Here is a 16,684-nt window from a genome sequence, read left to right on the forward strand (position 1 = left end):
AACGCACGCATTCTTCCTCACCGGTATCGCCACCATGCAAAGTGATTGCAATGCGATTCCGTACTACCTCGTCTTACGGACTGACGGCCCACCGTATGTTCTGAACGCTGACCGCCACGTGCTGCGCCGCGCGGCAAGCCCCCTCCTGCGGGCGTTCGCGAGAACCCGCGGCGCGCCGACCTCGATCGAGGACGACGCATGGAGCGACTTTTCCGGTTCGGAATCCATTTCGCTCCTTGAGCGCACGGAGATGCGGGCCTACGCACTGGTTCGCGGGGCCGAAAGCGAACATCAACTCCGGTTACTGGCTGCTCTCTGACTGCACCAACGTACGCATTCCTTGCGGACGGCGAGCTCATCAGCCTATTCGAAACGAGGTCTGTTTGCGAAGGCATTCAGTCCGAAAAATCGTCGATGGCGGTGACATCGCTTTGCTCCGCGTGGCGGCACCAATTTTGCATCTGGAGGTTCATTGATATCGCCCGGCCGACATCGTGTTCGGTGCTGGTCTTGCCATGTCTCCCCAAGCAGCTCGTCGAAAAGATCGATGCAGCGGCGAAATCGCGCCATATGAGCCGCGAAGCGTTGGTGGCCGAATGTACGAAAGGAATTGGCCACCCAGCGTTGCGGTCCTCCAGCCACGAACTTGTGTTGGCGTAGCTGCCGAACGCGACTCAGCGGATTCATCTGCCCGGGTTGCGTCGCTTCACCGATGCGGGAAAGTGATGCATGCGCCGTTTGTCTTCACGAACGACGCGGCAAAGTAAATAGCCGGCGCTTGGCCGGCTTCGAGTTCCGCCTTGCTGGGGCGGCTCCACGTTCTGTTTGAGAGCGAGGAGTTTTGCTACACATGCGCTATAGGTTCGGCAGAAAACCCATGCCCAGACGTTTCCTTGGATCGGAAATACGTTGCCTGGGTGTAACGGCTTTCCACGAATGGGCACGGCTTCTCTGCCGCTCCGGGTGAACCGCGGGCATTCCATCGTCGGTCGCTCGTGCCTCCGCCTGTTCTTGTTGCTCGTCCTTCACGTTTTTTTCCCATTTCGGGCAATCGTTCATCAACATGCTCCCTCCACAACCCCGGTTTCGTCATTGATTGGCTCGCGCCGCCCGAGTCGCGATAAAACTGCGCAAGCGATACGGATCGCGACGGCCCACTTCGATCACGGCGGTTACATCTCGATGAAGTCTGCGGCCGATCTGCAGTCCGTGCGTCATGAGTCAGCCTGCGCGTGCGAGCGTCTGAAGTCGGTACGCTGCCGTACGGGCGGGATGGCATGGATGCGGGTCTGGCATCAGCGTCGTTTCTCAAGGCGCTTCAAATCAGGGAGCAGGCGGTCGAATTCTCGCCTGACCACGCCGTAGCATTCGCACACGCGCTTCTCGAGCCCGGAGCGATCCAATACCTCGATGTGCCCATAGTTGTACCGGATCAACCCGGCATCCTGAAGTTTCAGTGCAGCTTCCGTCACGCCCGACCGGCGGACACCGAGCATGTTGGCGATCAGTTCCTGCGTCATTTTCAGTTCGCTCGATGGCAGGCGATCGAGGCTGAGCAGGAGCCACCGACAGAGCTGCTGATCGATCGAATGATGGCGATTGCATACGGCTGTTTGCGCCATCTGTGTGATGAGCGCCTGGGTGTAGCGTAGCAACAGCCGCTGCATCGAACCGCCTCGACGGAACTCGTCTTTCAGGATGCGCGCATCGAGTCGGTAAGCGTGTCCCGCGCTTTGGACGATCGCGCGGCTCGGGGTTGTTTCGCCCCCCATGAATAGCGCGATGCCGATCAACCCGTCGTTGCCGACGATGGCAATTTCGGCTGACGAACCGTCTTCCATCACGTACAACAGCGACACGATGGACGTCGTCGGAAAATAGACGTGACTGAGCGCACCACCCGACTCGTACAGCACCTTTCCCAACGGCATGTCGACCAGCACGAGCTGCGGCGAAATATGCGCCAGATCTTCTACCGGTAATGCTGCCAGCAGATGATTTTCGATCATGGATGGCTGACCCGACATATGTCACTCCTCCAGTGGCTGCAGCCTCTACCCAAGACGCCCCAACGACACGAAGCGTCATCGGCTTGAGACTTGAACTCGCGAAGCAGACGTTGCGCGAGAAGCCGGGCAGAGCTGGATATAGAAGATAGCCCTCGGTCGGATGCAGATTTCCGCTCGAAGGGTTGCACCGCAATGCCCACCGCTGGGCGCCATCGGATTTCCACGCCAACAGGCAGAGCGAGAGTTCGGACAGGATTGCTAAATGGGACAGATCGAATCCCTGCGTGGGCGACAAGGTGCCGCAGCGTAACGCGTTGTAGCACGTGGCCAGGGTGTCCGCGGCTGACGGCAGAGCAACGCGCGGTGCGCCGTGAAATACCCGAAGCGGATGATCCGGCTGGGTTGTCCAGTCGAGTCCCCCAGGGCCAGGAGTGCAGAAGTCGAGACGGTGCTTGCAGCGTTCGGACAATCAAGCAGCGCATCCTTCGACCGATCCATGCCCCCTCTCAGCCCCGGAATACCCGCACACGCGGCGAGTGCAGGTCAGAAAGAAGACGCACGTAGGGTACGCGTGCAAACGGGGGCCGACCTCACGAGATCGTGTACCGGTTCTGGGGCCCTCCCTTGTAAAGGTTTCGGGCGAGTCCAAGAATCCGGTCGCGATTGCGGTCGAAGGCCGCAAGCAAGGCGGGCTCGCCAGAATCCATGTCGGAGTTCAGTTTCGCCAGCATCGCATCGTCGACCAGAAAGGTAATCTCGCGAGAATTGTCGTAGCCCCAGAAACACACACAGTGTCTGGAAGCGTCGTAGGAGCGACTGGGATTCGGAAAGTTGAGCGTCACGGTGCTATTCGCCATCTAACTCTCCTGACAGATATAACGCCACTTGCTCGCGTTGACATCGATGCGGGCGTCATTTTCGCGCCGCTTCTCGGCACGCTCGCTGTCCGCACGCTTCAGTGCCAAGGCGCGCGCCTTTTTCACGTCAACGTAATCGCTGTGGCTGGCGGGCGTGGCTGGCTTCAGTGCGGTTTGCTTAGGCATACCGGTTCCCAAAAGAGAATTTCAAATTTCAGGACCGTCGCGGTGACTGAATTTCGTCGTCGGCCGCCCTATACGAGGACCGGACGACGACCCGCAGGCTTGCCGCCGACGGCATCTCTCGCGCACGGAACTGGCGGATCAAACCTCAGAGGGAGGCTCGGTTGACGCGCGAAGTTCGCAGCTTCGACGTTCGCGCACAGGATCGTCGTGGTGATAGTAACCGAATATCTTCCCAGTGGGTGACGCCAATACCCAAGCATCCGCGGGCCACACCGGCACAGACGACAGGTCTCGCGACGGCCCCGGGACAAGCCCTCACAATCGATGTGAAGAAGCCATCGATCCGACATTGCCCAGATTCGCCAAGTCATTGACTTTTACGCTTCTTTTTTTCAATTGAAACGCGTATCACGCGCAGTCCCATCAAAAAATCGCTATTTATTCAAAGACAACTTATTGAGACTGCGGACATCTTTTCTGAGAACCAACACCCCTTTCGTACGCACAAAGTGATTCAACATCCCCGTACCGGCAATCGACAACACAACTGTACCGGTACTGTACAGAAAACCGTCGCTAAACTGATCTCCATCCCAGCCTAGAACCGAATGGAGAATCCGCGATGGAATTCCTCACCCTCAGCGCGCTGCCCGCCGGCATGCTGTTCGCGCTCGTCACATCGATCACGCCCGGCCCGAACAACACGATGTTGCTCGCATCCGGCGTCAACTTCGGTTTCCGCCGCACGATGCCGCACCTGTTCGGCATCAGCATCGGCGTCGCGATCCTGATGCTGTGCGTCGGCTTCGGCCTCGGCGAAGCGTTCAAGCGCCTGCTGCTGCTGTACACGATCCTCGAAGCCGCGAGCGTCGCGTACCTGTTGTACCTCGCGTGGCGCATCGGCACGTCGGGCGAAGTGAAGGCGCACGGCGCCAAGCCGCGGCCGATGACGTTCATCGAAGCCGCCGCGTTCCAGTGGGTCAATCCGAAGGCGTGGATGATGGTGCTGACCGCCGCGACGACGATCCGGCTGTCCGCCGACTACGGGATGAACGCCGCATGGATGTCCGTCGTGTTCATCCTGATCGGCTTCCCGTGCATCTGCCTGTGGGCCGCGTTCGGCCTCGGCCTGCGGCGCTTCCTGTCGAATCCCCGCGCGCTGCGCCTCTTCAACGTGACGATGGCCGTGCTGCTGATTCTGTCGCTGTATCCGCTCGTCGCCCATTTGCTGCCGCAGTAAGCGCTCACAAGCGCCCGTTGAGCTTCACGTGATGCAGGCGTACCCTTTCGGTACGGGCGCGTGCAGCCGCTTCGGCGGTTGCACCGCTGCTCTGCATGGAGATTGCCGATGAAGCCAATGCTGAGAGCGGGCGAGCACATCGAAGGCATGCACTGGATCGCCGAGTATCACCCGCTCACGCACGATATCCGCGTGCTGCGCGAGAACATCGAAGTCGGCACTTACTGCGCGCCGCCGACGCTGTTCGGCGACGAGGAAGGCATGGGCGCCGCGAACCACGACGATCATCGCGGCCGGGAAGCCGCGCTGCGCGCGTATCTGCGCAACTTCGTCAAGGAGCACGACGCGGAGGAGTAAGGTGCGACGGCCGAAATATTGACGGGCCGCGAAGGCGGCCCGGTCTGCTGTCGTGCGCCGGTCGCTCCGCTCGCGACCGGCCTGAATCGATCCTGCACGGAGCCGGCGCTACGCACCGGCCCGCCCGTCGCTCAATGCCCGAGCGACTCGATCTTGCCTGCCGGCTGCGCCACGCCATGCGGCCGCGCCATCTGTTTGATCAGCAGCGCGACACACGCGAGCACGCCCGCGACGGCGATCGTCGCGAACACACCCGCAAACGAGAAATGCCGGCGCGTCAGTTCGGCGACGAGGAACGACCCGGCGATCCCGCCGAAACGGCCGACGCCGAGCATCCACGCGACACCCGTGCCGCGCCCTTCGGTCGGATAGAACGCGGCGGCCAGCGCCGGCATCGACGATTGCGCGGTATTCATCAGCACGCCGGCCACGAACACGACCAGCACCAGCAACCCGACGTTGCCGGCCGCCTGCCCGATCGCATACACGCTCACCGCCGTCAGTGCATAGCACACGGCGATCACGCGGTTCGCGTTGAAGCGGTCCATCAGCACGCCGCACAGCACGGCGCCCACGCCGCCGAGCGGAAACAGCGCCGAGATCAGCGTCGCGCTCTTCGGCGTCAGGCCCGCATCCTTCAGCAGGATCGGCATCCAGTTGATCGACGCGTAGAAGATCACGAGGCCCATGAAATACGCGAGCCACAGCATCACCGAGCCGACGATGTACGAACGCGACAGCACGACGCCGAGGCCCTTGCCGCCCGTCTGCGGCGCGGCTTCGGTCAATGCGAACGAGCCGGCGTTCAGCGCGTCGCGCGAGATGCGCGAGAGCGTGGCGCGGATCTTGTCGATGGACTGGCCGCTCGCGACCATGAAGCGCACCGATTCCGGCATCTTCAGCAGCAACAACACGCCGAGCAGCAGCGGCGTCACGCCGCCCAGCATCAGCACGCTGCGCCAGCCGAAATGCGGAATCATCCACGCAGCGAGGAACCCGCCGAACGCGGCGCCCAGCGGAAAGCCGCAGAACATGAGGTTGATCACGGTCGCGCGACGCTTGTCCGGGCAGAATTCGCCCATCATCGTGACCGCGTTCGGCATCGCGGCGCCGAGCCCGACGCCCGTGATGAAGCGCAGGATCGTCAGGTGTCCGATCGTGTTCGAGAACGCGGACATCAGGCACGCGACGCCGAACAGGAACACCGAGCCGAGCAGCAGCGAGCGGCGGCCGAGCCGGTCGGACAGCGGGCCCGACACGAGCGCGCCGCACGCAAGGCCGAACAGCGCGGCGCTCAACACGGGCGCGAGATCGGGCTTGGTGAGGTTCCATTCGCCCAGCAACGACGGTGCGATGAAGCCGATCGCGGCCGTATCGAAGCCGTCGAGCAGCACGATCACGAAACACATGAGGAACACGAGCCACTGAAAGCCGCCGAACGGCTGCTCGTTGATGAAGGTCTGGACATCGACCACGGGTGTGCGATTCATCGCTTGTCTCCTTGTCGGCCGAATGGGCGCGTCAGCGCTCGATCGGTCGCATCCAACATTGATATATGCAAGAAGCGCGACCTGGTGGCCGCGCCTTTCCTTCGTTCACACACCGATTCGCTGCCGGTGCGTTCGTTGATCGTCACGGCTCGCCAGCATCAGCGGGCCGCGCGATCGGATCACTGCCGGCGCTTAACCAGCAGCACCATCCTGTTCCTTGAAGATCTTGTCCGCGAGATGGAACGCGGAATTCGCGGCCGGCACGCCGCAATAGATCGCGGTCTGCAGCAGCACTTCCTTGATCTCGTCGCGCGTCACGCCGTTGTTGCGCGCGGCGCGCAGGTGCAGCGCCAGTTCCTCGCCGCGGTTCAGCGCCACCATCATCGCGATGGTCAGCAGGCTGCGCGTATGGCGCGGCAGTCCGTCGCGGGTCCAGATCTCGCCCCATGCATAGCGCGTGATCAGATTCTGGAATTCGTCGGTCACCTCGGTGCGGTTCTCGATCGAACGGTCGACGTGCGCGTCGCCGAGCACCGCGCGACGCACCTTCATCCCTGCTTCATAACGTTCCTGGTCGTCCATCGCCGGTGCCTCACGCAGTCAGGAAATCGAGCAACGCGCGGTTGAAACCGCTGGTGCACTCGATGTTCGAAATGTGCGCGGCGTCGAATTCGACGTGCAGCGCACCGGGAATCGCGGCGGCAAGCGCGCGGCCCTGGTCGGGCGGCGTCGACATGTCCTTCGCGCCGGTCACGACGAGCACCGGCAACGCGATGCCCTTCACTTCCTCGCGCAGGTCGGCCGCATTGAGCGCGTCGCAGTTCGCCGCATAGCCATCCTTGTCGGTATGCACGAAGGTGTCGCGGATCGCATCGAACAGGCGCGGCTCGCGTTCGACGAATGCGTCGGTGAACCAGCGCGGCAGCACGGCGTCGGCGAGCGCGGCCATCCCTTCGGCGCGCGCCTTCTGCGCACGCGGCGCCCACACTTCCGGCGAGCCGATCTTCGCGGCGGTATTCGACAGCACCGCGCGCACGATACGTGACGGGTAGCGCGCGGCGAGCGCGGCGCCCGTCAACCCGCCCATCGAGATGCCGCAGAAATGCGCGCAGTCGATGCCGACGTGGTCGAGCAGGCCGATCACGTCGCCCGCCAGTTGCTCGATCGTGTACGAACCGGCCGGCGCGTCGGAATGGCCGTGACCACGCGTGTCGTAGCGCAGGATGTTGAAGTGCTGCGTGAGCGGGCGGATCTGCGGCGCCCACATCTGCAGGTCGGCGCCGAGTGAGTTCGAGAAAACGAGCCACGGCGCGTCGTCGCGTGCGGCACGGTCGATCCGGTAATGCAGTTTCACGCCGTTGACAGTGGCGAAAGGCATCTCAAGGTTCTCCTGGTTATTTCGCACCCGCGTGCAGCGCGAGCACGGCGTCGACATAGGCCTGCGCCTCGCCGACGTAATGTGCGGGATCGAGCAGCCGCGCCAGCGCGTCGCGCGACAGGTGCGCCGACACGGCCGCATCGGCGGCCAGCACGTCGAACAGCGTCGCCCCGGTGCGCACGGCTTCCTTCGACGCATGCTCGACGACGTGATGCGCATCGAGCCGGCCGATGCGATCGCCGAGCGCGAGCATCACCGCTTCGCCGAGGATCAGCCCGTGCGTGAGGTCGAGGTTCGCGGCGAGGCGGTCGGTGTTCACGTCGAGGCCCGCGACGATCTGCGCGATCTGCGCGAGCGCGCCGCCCGTCAGGCGCGCGAGATCGGGCAACGCATCCCATTCGGCCTGCCAGCCGCCGAGTGCACGCTCATGCTCCTGCACCATCCCCGCGAACACGGTCGCGACGAGGTTCGGCGCACGCACGGCGGCCGTCAGCACGGCCGCGCAGCCGACCGGGTTGCGCTTGTGCGGCATCGTCGACGAGCCACCCTTGCCGGCAGCCGCCGGTTCGCCGAGCTCGCCGACTTCGGTCTGCATCTGCAGCGACACGTCGCGCGCGATCTTGCCGAGCGTGCCGGTCAGCATCCCGAAGCACGACGCGGCTTCCGCGATGCGGTCGCGCTGCGTATGCCACGGCACGGCGGGCAACGCGAGCTTCAGGTCGGCCGCGAGCGCGGCGCTCACGCCGGCTGCATGCTCGCGCAGGCTCGCGAGCGTGCCGGCCGCGCCGCCGAACTGCAGCACGAGCGCACGCTCGCGCAGCTCGGCAAAACGCGCGCGATGGCGCAGCAGCGCATCGAGCCATTGGGCGAATTTGAGGCCGAGCGTGATCGGCAGTGCCTGCTGCAGCCACGTGCGGCCGATCATCGGCGTCGCGCGATGGGTGCGCGCGAGCGCCGCGAGCGACGCGCAGGCTTCGTCGAGCAGCGGCTCGAGCACGTCGAGCGTGTCGCGCAACTGCAGCACGGTCGCGGTATCGATGATGTCCTGGCTCGTCGCGCCCCAATGCACGAACTTCGCGGCCTCGGGGTCGTCGACCTTCACTTGCGCGGTGAGCTGCTTGACGAGCGGAATCGCGAGATTGCCGCCGAGCGCCGCACCGTGCGCGAGCGCGTCGGCGTCGAGCCGGCCGGCGTCGCACGCACGTTCGATCGGCGCGACCGCGGCGGCGGGAATCACCTGCTGCGCGGCGAGCGCGCGCGCGAGGGCGGCCTCGACGTCGAGCATCCGCTGGATCGTCGCGCGGGGCGACCAGATCCGGTTGAGCGGCTCGATGCCGCAAATCAGGGAGGTCAGGCGGGCGCTGTCTTCGAGCATGGCGTCAGAATGGGGAAACGGCGTGCGCCTATTGTCTACCCAAGCGTGCCGGCGTGCGCTCGAATGCGCGCACCGGCATGCTTGCCGTTCAGGCGGCGGCCTTTTGCGTCGCGTCGATCAGTGGCACGCCGGTCAGCTTCTGCAGCTCGTCGAACGACAGATCGGTGAAGATCTCGCTCACCGCGAGGCCGTCGGCCGTCACGTCGAGCACGGCGAGATCCGTATAGATGCGGCTCACGCATTGCACGCCGGTGACCGGATACGAGCACTGCGCGACGATCTTGCTCTCGCCCTGCTTCGTCAGGTGCTCCATCATCACGAACACTTGCTTCGCACCGATCGCGAGGTCCATCGCGCCGCCGACCGCCGGAATCGCATCGGGCGCGCCCGTATGCCAGTTCGCGAGGTCGCCGTTCGCCGACACCTGGAACGCACCGAGCACGCAGTAGTCGAGGTGGCCGCCGCGCATCATCGCGAACGAATCCGAGTGGTGGAAGTACGCGCCGCCGGTGAGCAGCGTCACGTGCTGCTTGCCGGCGTTGATCAGTTCGTCGTCTTCCTCGCCGGGCGCGGGCGCCGGGCCCATGCCGAGCAGGCCGTTCTCGCTGTGCAGGAAGATCTCCTTGCTCGGGTCGAGGTGGTTGGCCACCAGCGTCGGCACGCCGATGCCGAGGTTCACGTACGCGCCTTCGGGGATGTCCTGGGCGACGCGCTTGGCCATTTCATCGCGGGTCAGTCGTTTCATGTCGGTTTGCTCCAGGTGGGTCAGGCGGCTTGCGATGCAGCACGTTCGGCGGCCAGCTCGGCCGCGTGCGCGGCCTGCGGCACCTCGACGATGCGCTGCACGAAAATGCCCGGCGTCACGATGTGTTCCGGGTTCAGCCCGCCGAGCGGCACGACTTCCGACACCTGGACGATCGCGACCTTCGCGGCGCTGGCCATGATCGGCCCGAAGTTGCGCGCGGTCTTGCGATACACGAGATTGCCCCAGCGATCGCCCTTGTACGCCTTCACCAGCGCGAAATCGGCGTGGATCGGCGTCTCGAACACGTACGGCTTGCCGTCGATCACGCGCGTTTCCTTGCCTTCCGCGAGCTTGGTGCCGTAGCCCGTCGGCGTGAAGAAGCCGCCGATGCCGGCGCCCGCCGCGCGGATGCGCTCCGCGAGGTTGCCCTGCGGCACGAGCTCCAGCTCGATCTCGCCCGCGCGGTACAGCGCGTCGAATACCTGCGAGTCGCTCTGGCGCGGGAACGAACAGATGATCTTGCGCACCTGCTTCGCCTTCAGGAGCGCCGCGAGACCCGTCTCGCCGTTGCCCGCGTTGTTGTTGACGATCGTCAGGTCGCGCGCGCCCTGTTCGATCAGCGCGTCGATCAGCTCGGACGGCATGCCGGCCGTGCCGAAGCCGCCGATCATGATTGTCGCGCCATCGTGGACGTCGGCAACCGCCGACTGAAGCGATTCGAAAATCTTGTTGACCATGTCTCTTCCTGATGCGAACCCGCGGCTCGTGCGCGGCCTGTCGAGGGGACACGCGCGTGTCGCGTGCCGCGCCGGAGGCCGTCGTCGACCCCCGGCTTTTGTTCGCCATTCGAACCTAGATTCGATTAGCGAACGATGGGCCGATCATAGAGTCGCGCACAGCGCGTTGTCAAGGCGGGTTGCCTCGGGGGGCATCGCGTCGTCGAACGGCAAACCGACGTAGTTTTCGGCGAGCGACTGCGCGGCGGCCCGCGAGCGCGTCACGTATTTCAGCTCGGCAAACTTCAGGCGATTGACGAACGGCGAGTCGTCCGGCGACGCATGCAGCATGTTCGTCATGAAGTACGAGAAGTGCTCGGCGCGCCACACGCGTTCGAGGCAGGTCGCCGAATAGCGCTCGAGCGGCGTCGCGTCGCCCGTCCGGTAGCGCGCGCCGAGCGCGCGGGACAGCGCGCGGACGTCGGCCACCGCGAGGTTCATCCCTTTCGCGCCGGTCGGCGGCACGATGTGCGCGGCATCGCCGGCGAGGAACAGGCGCCCGTGCTGCATCGTCTCCGACACGAAGCTGCGCATCGGCGTCACGCTCTTCTGCGTGATCCGGCCCTCGGTCGGCGTCCAGCCGGTGTCGTTCGAGAAGCGCGTGTGCAGTTCGTCCCAGATCCGTGCGTCGGACCATGCGGCGAGGTCTTCATCCGGCTTGCATTGCAGGTACAGGCGCGTGACCGTCGGCGAGCGCATCGAGAACAGCGCGAAGCCGTTGTCGTGATGTGCGTACACGAGCTCGTCGAGCGACGGCGCCGCGTCCGCGAGGATGCCGAGCCATGCGAACGGGTAGACGCGCTCGAACGTGTTCAGCCGCTCGGCGGGAATCGTCTGGCGCGCGATGCCGTGGAAACCGTCGCAGCCGGCGATGTAATCGCAGTCGATGCGGTCCGCGCGGCCGTCCGCGTGCTTGAACGTGACGAACGGGTGCTCGCTTTCGACGTCGTGCAGCGCGACGTCGCTCACTTCGAAGTGCATCTGATGGCCGTGCTCGACGCCGGCCGCGATCAGGTCGCGCACGACTTCGTGCTGGCTATAGACGGTGATCGCGCGCCCGCCGGTCAGTTCGGACAGGTCGATGCGGTGGCGCTGGCCGTCGAACAGCAGCTCGATGCCGTGATGTTCGAGCCCCTCGCGGCGCATCCGGTCGCCGAGGCCGGCTTCGTTCAGCGTGTCGACCGTGCCCTGCTCGAGCACACCGGCGCGGATGCGGTTCTCGCAGTATTCGCGGGAACGCGCTTCGACGAGGATGGAATCGACGCCTTGCAGGCGCAGCAGGTGGGAAAGCAGAAGGCCGGACGGACCGGCGCCGATGATCGCGACTTGGGTGCGCATTGTTCGTCTCCAGAACTTTGGTTCGAGTAATGGAATACATTTGAGCGCTTTCCCGACTATGCGGCAACGCGATTCAGGAGATATGTTGTATACGTTTTGGAGATACCGGCCCCGGCCATGGAAACGCTCGATCTGAACCTGATTCCCTACCTCGTCGCGCTCGACGACACGCGCAACGTGAGCCGGGCGGGCGACCTGCTCGGCGTGAGCCAGCCGCGCGTGAGCACGGCGCTCGGCCGGCTGCGCGAATACTTCGGCGATCCGCTGTTCGTGCGCACGTCGCGCGGCATGGAGCCGACGCCGCGCGCGCTGGCGCTGCTGCCGGCCGCCCGCGACGCGCTCGCGCAGATCGAGCGCGGCCTCGTCGCGCCGCACGACTTCGATCCGGCCGCGAGCACGCATACGTTCTCGATCGCGCTGTCGGACGTCGGCGAGATCGTGTTTCTGCCGAAGCTGTTGCAGGCGTTCGCGATGCACGCGCCGCACGCGAACCTGCGTTCGGTCTCGCTCGCGCACGACGAAGTCGGACGCGGCCTCGAAGCCGGGTCGATCGATCTCGCGGTCGGCTACTTCCCCGATCTCGACGGCAACAACTTCTTCCAGCAGCGGCTGTTCACGCACCGGTTCGTCTGCCTGATGCGGCGCGGCCATCCGTTCGAGCAGACGCCGCCGTTCACGGTCGAGCAGTTCCTCGCGTGCGGGCACGCGGTGGTGCGCGCCGAAGGCCGCAGCCAGGAGGTGCTCGAGAAATATCTGGCGAAGCAGCGCATGCAGCGCCGCGCGGTGCTCGAAACGCCGCACTTCATGAGCCTGCCGTTCATCCTGAGCCGCACCGACCTGATCGCGACGGTGCCGCACGCGATCGGCTATGCGTATGCGGCCGAGCACGCGTTCATCGTGCCCGTCGAGCCGCCGCTCGCGCTACCGCGCTTCGACCTGAAACAGCACTGGCATCGCAAGTACCACAACGACCCGCGCACCGCGTGGCTGCGTGGCGTCGTCGCGTCGCTGTTCAACGACGAGCAGGACGAATGGCCGAAGTGAGGAAGCGGGCGCGGCGGCCCGCACGCACGAGCGGCGAAAGCATGAAACAATGGCCGGATATCGGCCGCCGCAGGCGGCCTTCGATGGAGCCACTACATGGGTAAGGGAAAGAAAACCACACAGCCCCAGCCGGTCGCCTCGCGGCCGAGCCGTGAAGAAGCCGAAGACGCCGTCCGCGTGCTGTTGCGCTGGGCCGGCGACGATCCCGCGCGCGAAGGCCTGCTCGACACGCCCGCGCGCGTGGTGCGCGCATACGAGCAGTTCTTCGCCGGCTATGCGCTGGAGCCGCGCGACATCCTCGCGCGCACGTTCAGCGAAGTCGACGGCTACGACGAAATGATCGTGCTGAAGGACATCCGCTTCGAGAGCTACTGCGAGCACCATATGGTGCCGATCATCGGCCGCGCGCACGTCGCGTATCTGCCGAACCATCGCGTCGTCGGCATCTCGAAGCTCGCGCGCCTCGTCGACGCGTTCGCGAAGCGCCTGCAGATCCAGGAAAAGATGACCGTGCAGATCGCCGACACGCTGTTCGACGTGCTGCAGCCGAAGGGCGTCGGCGTGATCCTCGAAGCCGCGCACCAGTGCATCTCCACGCGCGGCGTGCACAAGCCGGGCGTCGAGATGGTCACGTCGCGCATGCTCGGCACGTTCCGCACCGATCCGTCGACGCGTCGCGAATTCCTGTCGATCGTCGCGAATCCTTCCTCGGTCAACCTGACGAATACCTGATGGAGCAGACGAAGCAAACGGCGCATGCGCCCGTCGTGCTCGTGACCGGCGCCGCGCGCCGGGCCGGGCGCGCGTTCGCCGAGTATTTCGCCGCGCACGGCTATCGCACCGCGGTGCATTACGACCGTTCGGCCGATGCCGCGCAGGCCGCCGCCCGCGCGATTGCCGAACGCGGGCACGACGCGGTGGCGCTGCAGGCCGACCTGTCCGATGCCGCGCAGATCACCGCGCTGATCGATGCAGTCTATGCACGCTTCGGCCGCCTCGACGTGCTGGTCAACAACGCGTCGGTGTTCTGGCAGGACCATTTCCCGAGCTTCGATCTCGCCGCGTTCGACCAGGCGTGGGCCGTCAACTGCCGCGCGCCGATCCTGCTCACGCGCGCGTTCTACGAGCGGGCCCGCGCGGCCGGCACGCAAGGCGTCGTCGTGAACGTGGTCGACCAGAAGATCAAGGAAAACTTCCACCGCGACCATTTCAGCTACACAGTCGCGAAGGCCGCGCTCGGCAATCTCACGCAGATGCTCGCGCTGTCGTCCGCGCCGGTGCTGCGCGTGAATGCGGTGTTCCCGGGGTTGATGCTGCCGAGCGACGACCAGACGCAGGCCGACTTCGAACACGCGAGCCGCGCATCGACGCCGCTCGCGCGCATCGCGGGCCCCGACGACGTCGCCAGCGCAATCCTGCTGCTCACGGGCAATGCGTACAACGGCGTGGATTTCGTCGTCGATGCGGGCCAGAACCTGATCCGCGTCGATCAGGACGTGCTGTACAAGCACCGCTCGCCGGACGGCAAGCACTGAGGCTTCGATGAACGCAGGCAGCTGCGCGCCGCCTTCGTACGCCGGGCCGAGCCGGCTTCGCGCCGCTCACGCCCGGGCGCGCCCGACGGCGGCCCGGCCGCCGATCCATTGCGCGTCATCCGCGGCGTTGCGCGGAACGACGCCCGCGCATTCGCCCACCGCGTTACGGCTTCTCGGCGCTCCCGCCTTCGCGGACCTTGCCCTGCGCGACGCTCGTGCCGGGCGGCACGCTGTGGGTGAGCCACACGTTGCCGCCGATCACCGAGCCGCGCCCGATCGTCACGCGACCGAGAATCGTCGCGCCCGCATAGATCACCACGTCGTCCTCGACGATCGGGTGCCGTGCATTGCCCTTCACCAGCGCGCCTTCGCCATCCGCCGGGAAACTCTTCGCGCCGAGCGTGACCGCCTGGTACACGCGCACGCGCTCGCCGATGATCGCGGTTTCGCCGATCACGACGCCGGTGCCGTGATCGATGAAGAAGCTCGGGCCGATCTGCGCGCCGGGGTGGATGTCGATGCCGGTGGCCGAGTGCGCGATTTCATTGATGAACCGCGCGAGCAACGGCACGCCGAGCTGGTGCAGCGCGTGTGCGAGCCGATGGTGCATCATCGCGAACACGCCGGGGTAGCACAGCAGGATCTCGGTGATGTGCTGCGCGGCCGGATCGCCCGCGTACGCGGCCTGGATGTCGCTGACGAGCAGCGCGCGGATCGCCGGCAACTGCCGGCCGAACTCGCGCGCGATCTCGAACGCACGTTCGTCGAGCTCGGCGAACGGCGTATCGACGTGCTCGGGCAGGAACGGCAGCGCGCGGCGGATCTGCTCGGACAGCACGCGCAGCGTGCTTTCGAGCGTGTGGCCGACGTAGAAGTCGACGCTTTCGTCGGTCAGGTCGGGCGCGCCGTAGTGCGTCGGAAACATCGACGCGCGCAGGCCGGTCACAATCTTGCAGATCGCATCGCGCGACGGCAGTTCGCGGATGCCGCGCGGATGGCGCGTGCGATGGAGTTCCTCGCGCGACTCGCGCAAGCCGGCGACGATTTCTTCGAGGCCCCACTGACGGGCGGGTGATGTCGACATAAGCCAATGCGAGCAGCCGCGCGCGGATGCGCGGCCGCTAATAAAGTGACGGGTTCCGCAAGATTACCGCGTTTTTTGTCCGGGAGCGGCACCCCGGGGATCGGCCGGACGGCCAGCGCCGCACGCGTGCGACGGCGTCACATCGAGATGCTGCTCGCGTCGATCCAGCGCACGGCCCAGTCGCGCGCGTGCGCGATCGCGTCGCCTTCGTCGTTGAACTGGAGCTCGATCGGAAAAAACCGGTTCGCCACGAGCTCCCCGTCGCTCGATCGGGAGATCACGACGTAGGGCTTGAACGAACCGTCACTGGCGCGTGCGGGCGCGCAATTCAACAGATAACCGCGGTGCGTGAAGGCAGTAGTCGCTTGCATGAATCCGCCACCTCTAGTCCCTTGCTTTGTTGTTCGCTACCCGTCTTTAAGGGTGCTGCGGCGCCCCGGCGCGGGCAGAGGCGGCGAGACTTCATCCCCTGTCGCCGCTTCGCAGGAAAAGAATCATACTCTGTAGAAAACGCGTCTTCTAGCTGAAATAAATCATGACAAATCAGTGCGCGTCGCGCGACCGCGGCGATCGCCCGCGCGCCTTTTCCCGTCGTGCCCGGAACGGGATTTGCTTCGATCCGGAGCGTGTCGCCGCCAGGAGAGCCGCGATGGAATCCTCCGCTCAAACAGGTCGTACGCATCCGCGCAGCATCGAACTCGACAACGACGACACGCACGACAGCACGGTCGACACCGACGGCAAGCACCGCGAAGCGTCGCGGCTCGCCGGGGCCGGGCCGATCTCGCCCGACGAGATCACGTGCAGCAATGCGTCGCTCGTCAATGCGATGCCGGAAGCCGGCGACGGCTTCGCCGGTTTCGACAGCCGCCCCGACGGCAACCATTCGGCGTTTGCGCTGCGCGCCGGCTATCGGGTGATCGAGAAAGGCTTCGACACGCCGCCCGCGGGCGACGCGCCGTTCGGTCCCGTTCACCGGATGTACGGCAGCGCATACTGGCCCGGCCACAGCCGCCGGCCGGAGCGCGTCATCGAGTTGACGGTCGTGCCGAGATAGCCGGCGCGGCGTTTGAATCGGTCGTTCGTTTGAGAGGCGCCATCGGTCAATCACGATAATCGATGGCGGTGAACCGGCACGTGTGATCGGACTGCACGCCGATACCCGCTCGCACGTTGTCGCAACGAACGATTCCGCGCCCTGGCATCGGCTTCGCAGTCATGCATGCCGCGCATCGCATCGACGCACAGGCATTGACCGAAGTCATGGCGC

20 protein-coding genes are annotated in these 16,684 nt (G+C 65.3%); 7 read left to right on the plus strand and 13 right to left on the minus strand.

Features of this window, described 5'->3' with window-relative positions:
• Nucleotides 1-34 precede the first annotated feature (34 nt).
• A complete protein-coding gene (locus AP428_RS37275; protein ID WP_011548703.1) occupies nt 35-319 on the plus strand; it encodes a hypothetical protein in 285 nt (94 codons plus the stop codon).
• A gap of 536 nt (nt 320-855) precedes the next feature.
• On the opposite strand, the gene AP428_RS36010 is transcribed toward AP428_RS37275, so the two are convergent.
• The 4 genes from AP428_RS36010 to AP428_RS26840 form a co-directional block, all read right to left on the minus strand.
• Nucleotides 856-1,065: a hypothetical protein gene (locus AP428_RS36010; RefSeq protein ID WP_226292381.1), complete on the minus strand. Its 210-nt coding sequence runs from the start codon at nt 1,063-1,065 to the stop codon at nt 856-858.
• A 230-nt stretch (nt 1,066-1,295) separates the two neighbouring features.
• Nucleotides 1,296-2,027 (minus strand): Crp/Fnr family transcriptional regulator, encoded by a 732-nt coding sequence (locus AP428_RS26830; protein WP_006480091.1) that lies wholly within the window; start codon nt 2,025-2,027, stop codon nt 1,296-1,298.
• Between the two features lie 572 nt (nt 2,028-2,599).
• The gene (locus tag AP428_RS26835; protein WP_011548704.1) at nt 2,600-2,866 is read right to left on the minus strand and encodes a DUF1488 domain-containing protein; all 267 of its coding nucleotides are present in this window, start codon (nt 2,864-2,866) and stop codon (nt 2,600-2,602) included.
• Nucleotides 2,867-3,052: a hypothetical protein gene (locus AP428_RS26840; RefSeq protein WP_027790092.1), complete on the minus strand. Its 186-nt coding sequence runs from the start codon at nt 3,050-3,052 to the stop codon at nt 2,867-2,869. It abuts the gene before it with no gap.
• A gap of 622 nt (nt 3,053-3,674) precedes the next feature.
• Here AP428_RS26840 and AP428_RS26845 point away from each other — a divergent pair.
• Both AP428_RS26845 and AP428_RS26850 read left to right on the plus strand, forming a co-directional pair.
• Complete coding sequence (locus AP428_RS26845) at nt 3,675-4,292, plus strand: LysE family translocator (protein ID WP_011548705.1); 618 nt, start codon at nt 3,675-3,677, stop codon at nt 4,290-4,292.
• Nucleotides 4,293-4,400: 108 nt separating this feature from the next.
• Nucleotides 4,401-4,649, plus strand: coding sequence for a hypothetical protein (locus AP428_RS26850; RefSeq protein WP_011548706.1), 249 nt, complete (start codon nt 4,401-4,403; stop codon nt 4,647-4,649).
• A gap of 131 nt (nt 4,650-4,780) precedes the next feature.
• Here AP428_RS26850 and AP428_RS26855 read toward each other — a convergent pair whose 3' ends face one another.
• The 7 genes from AP428_RS26855 to pobA form a co-directional block, all read right to left on the minus strand.
• Entirely contained in the window at nt 4,781-6,139 is a 1,359-nt protein-coding gene (locus AP428_RS26855; RefSeq protein WP_011548707.1) for an MFS transporter, read from the minus strand.
• 192 nt (nt 6,140-6,331) lie between these two features.
• Nucleotides 6,332-6,721 carry a 4-carboxymuconolactone decarboxylase gene (gene pcaC, locus AP428_RS26860; RefSeq protein WP_011356714.1) on the minus strand — a complete coding sequence of 130 codons (390 nt, stop codon included), beginning with the start codon at nt 6,719-6,721 and terminating at the stop codon, nt 6,332-6,334.
• Nucleotides 6,722-6,731: 10 nt separating this feature from the next.
• Nucleotides 6,732-7,517, minus strand: coding sequence for a 3-oxoadipate enol-lactonase (pcaD, locus tag AP428_RS26865; RefSeq protein ID WP_011548708.1), 786 nt, complete (start codon nt 7,515-7,517; stop codon nt 6,732-6,734).
• 16 nt (nt 7,518-7,533) lie between these two features.
• Nucleotides 7,534-8,892, minus strand: coding sequence for a 3-carboxy-cis,cis-muconate cycloisomerase (locus tag AP428_RS26870; protein WP_011694930.1), 1,359 nt, complete (start codon nt 8,890-8,892; stop codon nt 7,534-7,536).
• A gap of 88 nt (nt 8,893-8,980) precedes the next feature.
• Nucleotides 8,981-9,637: a CoA transferase subunit B gene (locus AP428_RS26875; RefSeq protein WP_006482308.1), complete on the minus strand. Its 657-nt coding sequence runs from the start codon at nt 9,635-9,637 to the stop codon at nt 8,981-8,983.
• Between the two features lie 20 nt (nt 9,638-9,657).
• Nucleotides 9,658-10,374, minus strand: coding sequence for a 3-oxoacid CoA-transferase subunit A (locus tag AP428_RS26880; RefSeq protein WP_011548710.1), 717 nt, complete (start codon nt 10,372-10,374; stop codon nt 9,658-9,660).
• A 144-nt stretch (nt 10,375-10,518) separates the two neighbouring features.
• A complete protein-coding gene (gene pobA / locus AP428_RS26885) occupies nt 10,519-11,751 on the minus strand; it encodes a 4-hydroxybenzoate 3-monooxygenase (RefSeq protein ID WP_011548711.1) in 1,233 nt (410 codons plus the stop codon).
• A 117-nt stretch (nt 11,752-11,868) separates the two neighbouring features.
• Between pobA and AP428_RS26890 the strand changes: the two genes are divergently transcribed.
• From AP428_RS26890 to AP428_RS26900, 3 genes are all read left to right on the plus strand, one after another.
• Nucleotides 11,869-12,795: a LysR family transcriptional regulator gene (locus tag AP428_RS26890; protein ID WP_011694929.1), complete on the plus strand. Its 927-nt coding sequence runs from the start codon at nt 11,869-11,871 to the stop codon at nt 12,793-12,795.
• 96 nt (nt 12,796-12,891) lie between these two features.
• A complete protein-coding gene (gene folE / locus AP428_RS26895; RefSeq protein ID WP_011548713.1) occupies nt 12,892-13,527 on the plus strand; it encodes a GTP cyclohydrolase I FolE in 636 nt (211 codons plus the stop codon).
• Complete coding sequence (locus AP428_RS26900; protein WP_011694928.1) at nt 13,527-14,330, plus strand: SDR family oxidoreductase; 804 nt, start codon at nt 13,527-13,529, stop codon at nt 14,328-14,330. Before folE ends, AP428_RS26900 begins: the two co-directional genes overlap by 1 nt.
• 163 nt (nt 14,331-14,493) lie before the next feature.
• Here AP428_RS26900 and epsC read toward each other — a convergent pair whose 3' ends face one another.
• The gene (gene epsC, locus AP428_RS26905; protein WP_011548715.1) at nt 14,494-15,414 is read right to left on the minus strand and encodes a serine O-acetyltransferase EpsC; all 921 of its coding nucleotides are present in this window, start codon (nt 15,412-15,414) and stop codon (nt 14,494-14,496) included.
• A gap of 137 nt (nt 15,415-15,551) precedes the next feature.
• Nucleotides 15,552-15,785 (minus strand): hypothetical protein, encoded by a 234-nt coding sequence (locus tag AP428_RS26910; protein ID WP_006480138.1) that lies wholly within the window; start codon nt 15,783-15,785, stop codon nt 15,552-15,554.
• 278 nt (nt 15,786-16,063) lie between these two features.
• Between AP428_RS26910 and AP428_RS26915 the strand changes: the two genes are divergently transcribed.
• Entirely contained in the window at nt 16,064-16,471 is a 408-nt protein-coding gene (locus tag AP428_RS26915) for a DUF3005 domain-containing protein (protein WP_011548716.1), read from the plus strand.
• The last annotated feature ends 213 nt before the right edge of the window (nt 16,472-16,684 follow it).

Source organism: Burkholderia sp. E168m22, assembly GCF_001319805.1.
Lineage (GTDB): Bacteria > Pseudomonadota > Gammaproteobacteria > Burkholderiales > Burkholderiaceae > Burkholderia > Burkholderia orbicola.

What these genes read in the sequence shown, in the direction of transcription:
- AP428_RS26840 (WP_027790092.1), bottom strand. Translation starts at nt 3,052, where the DNA reads ATGCCTAAGCAAACCGCACTGAAGCCAGCCACGCCCGCCAGCCACAGC.
- AP428_RS26900 (WP_011694928.1), top strand. Translation starts at nt 13,527, where the DNA reads ATGGAGCAGACGAAGCAAACGGCGCATGCGCCCGTCGTGCTCGTGACC.
- pcaD (WP_011548708.1), bottom strand. Translation starts at nt 7,517, where the DNA reads ATGCCTTTCGCCACTGTCAACGGCGTGAAACTGCATTACCGGATCGAC.
- AP428_RS26910 (WP_006480138.1), bottom strand. Translation starts at nt 15,785, where the DNA reads ATGCAAGCGACTACTGCCTTCACGCACCGCGGTTATCTGTTGAATTGC.
- AP428_RS26890 (WP_011694929.1), top strand. Translation starts at nt 11,869, where the DNA reads ATGGAAACGCTCGATCTGAACCTGATTCCCTACCTCGTCGCGCTCGAC.
- AP428_RS26880 (WP_011548710.1), bottom strand. Translation starts at nt 10,374, where the DNA reads ATGGTCAACAAGATTTTCGAATCGCTTCAGTCGGCGGTTGCCGACGTC.
- AP428_RS26845 (WP_011548705.1), top strand. Translation starts at nt 3,675, where the DNA reads ATGGAATTCCTCACCCTCAGCGCGCTGCCCGCCGGCATGCTGTTCGCG.
- AP428_RS26875 (WP_006482308.1), bottom strand. Translation starts at nt 9,637, where the DNA reads ATGAAACGACTGACCCGCGATGAAATGGCCAAGCGCGTCGCCCAGGAC.
- AP428_RS26850 (WP_011548706.1), top strand. Translation starts at nt 4,401, where the DNA reads ATGAAGCCAATGCTGAGAGCGGGCGAGCACATCGAAGGCATGCACTGG.
- folE (WP_011548713.1), top strand. Translation starts at nt 12,892, where the DNA reads ATGGGTAAGGGAAAGAAAACCACACAGCCCCAGCCGGTCGCCTCGCGG.
- AP428_RS36010 (WP_226292381.1), bottom strand. Translation starts at nt 1,065, where the DNA reads ATGTTGATGAACGATTGCCCGAAATGGGAAAAAAACGTGAAGGACGAG.
- AP428_RS26830 (WP_006480091.1), bottom strand. Translation starts at nt 2,027, where the DNA reads ATGTCGGGTCAGCCATCCATGATCGAAAATCATCTGCTGGCAGCATTA.
- epsC (WP_011548715.1), bottom strand. Translation starts at nt 15,414, where the DNA reads ATGTCGACATCACCCGCCCGTCAGTGGGGCCTCGAAGAAATCGTCGCC.
- AP428_RS26855 (WP_011548707.1), bottom strand. Translation starts at nt 6,139, where the DNA reads ATGAATCGCACACCCGTGGTCGATGTCCAGACCTTCATCAACGAGCAG.
- pcaC (WP_011356714.1), bottom strand. Translation starts at nt 6,721, where the DNA reads ATGGACGACCAGGAACGTTATGAAGCAGGGATGAAGGTGCGTCGCGCG.
- AP428_RS26835 (WP_011548704.1), bottom strand. Translation starts at nt 2,866, where the DNA reads ATGGCGAATAGCACCGTGACGCTCAACTTTCCGAATCCCAGTCGCTCC.
- pobA (WP_011548711.1), bottom strand. Translation starts at nt 11,751, where the DNA reads ATGCGCACCCAAGTCGCGATCATCGGCGCCGGTCCGTCCGGCCTTCTG.
- AP428_RS26870 (WP_011694930.1), bottom strand. Translation starts at nt 8,892, where the DNA reads ATGCTCGAAGACAGCGCCCGCCTGACCTCCCTGATTTGCGGCATCGAG.
- AP428_RS26915 (WP_011548716.1), top strand. Translation starts at nt 16,064, where the DNA reads ATGGAATCCTCCGCTCAAACAGGTCGTACGCATCCGCGCAGCATCGAA.
- AP428_RS37275 (WP_011548703.1), top strand. Translation starts at nt 35, where the DNA reads ATGCAAAGTGATTGCAATGCGATTCCGTACTACCTCGTCTTACGGACT.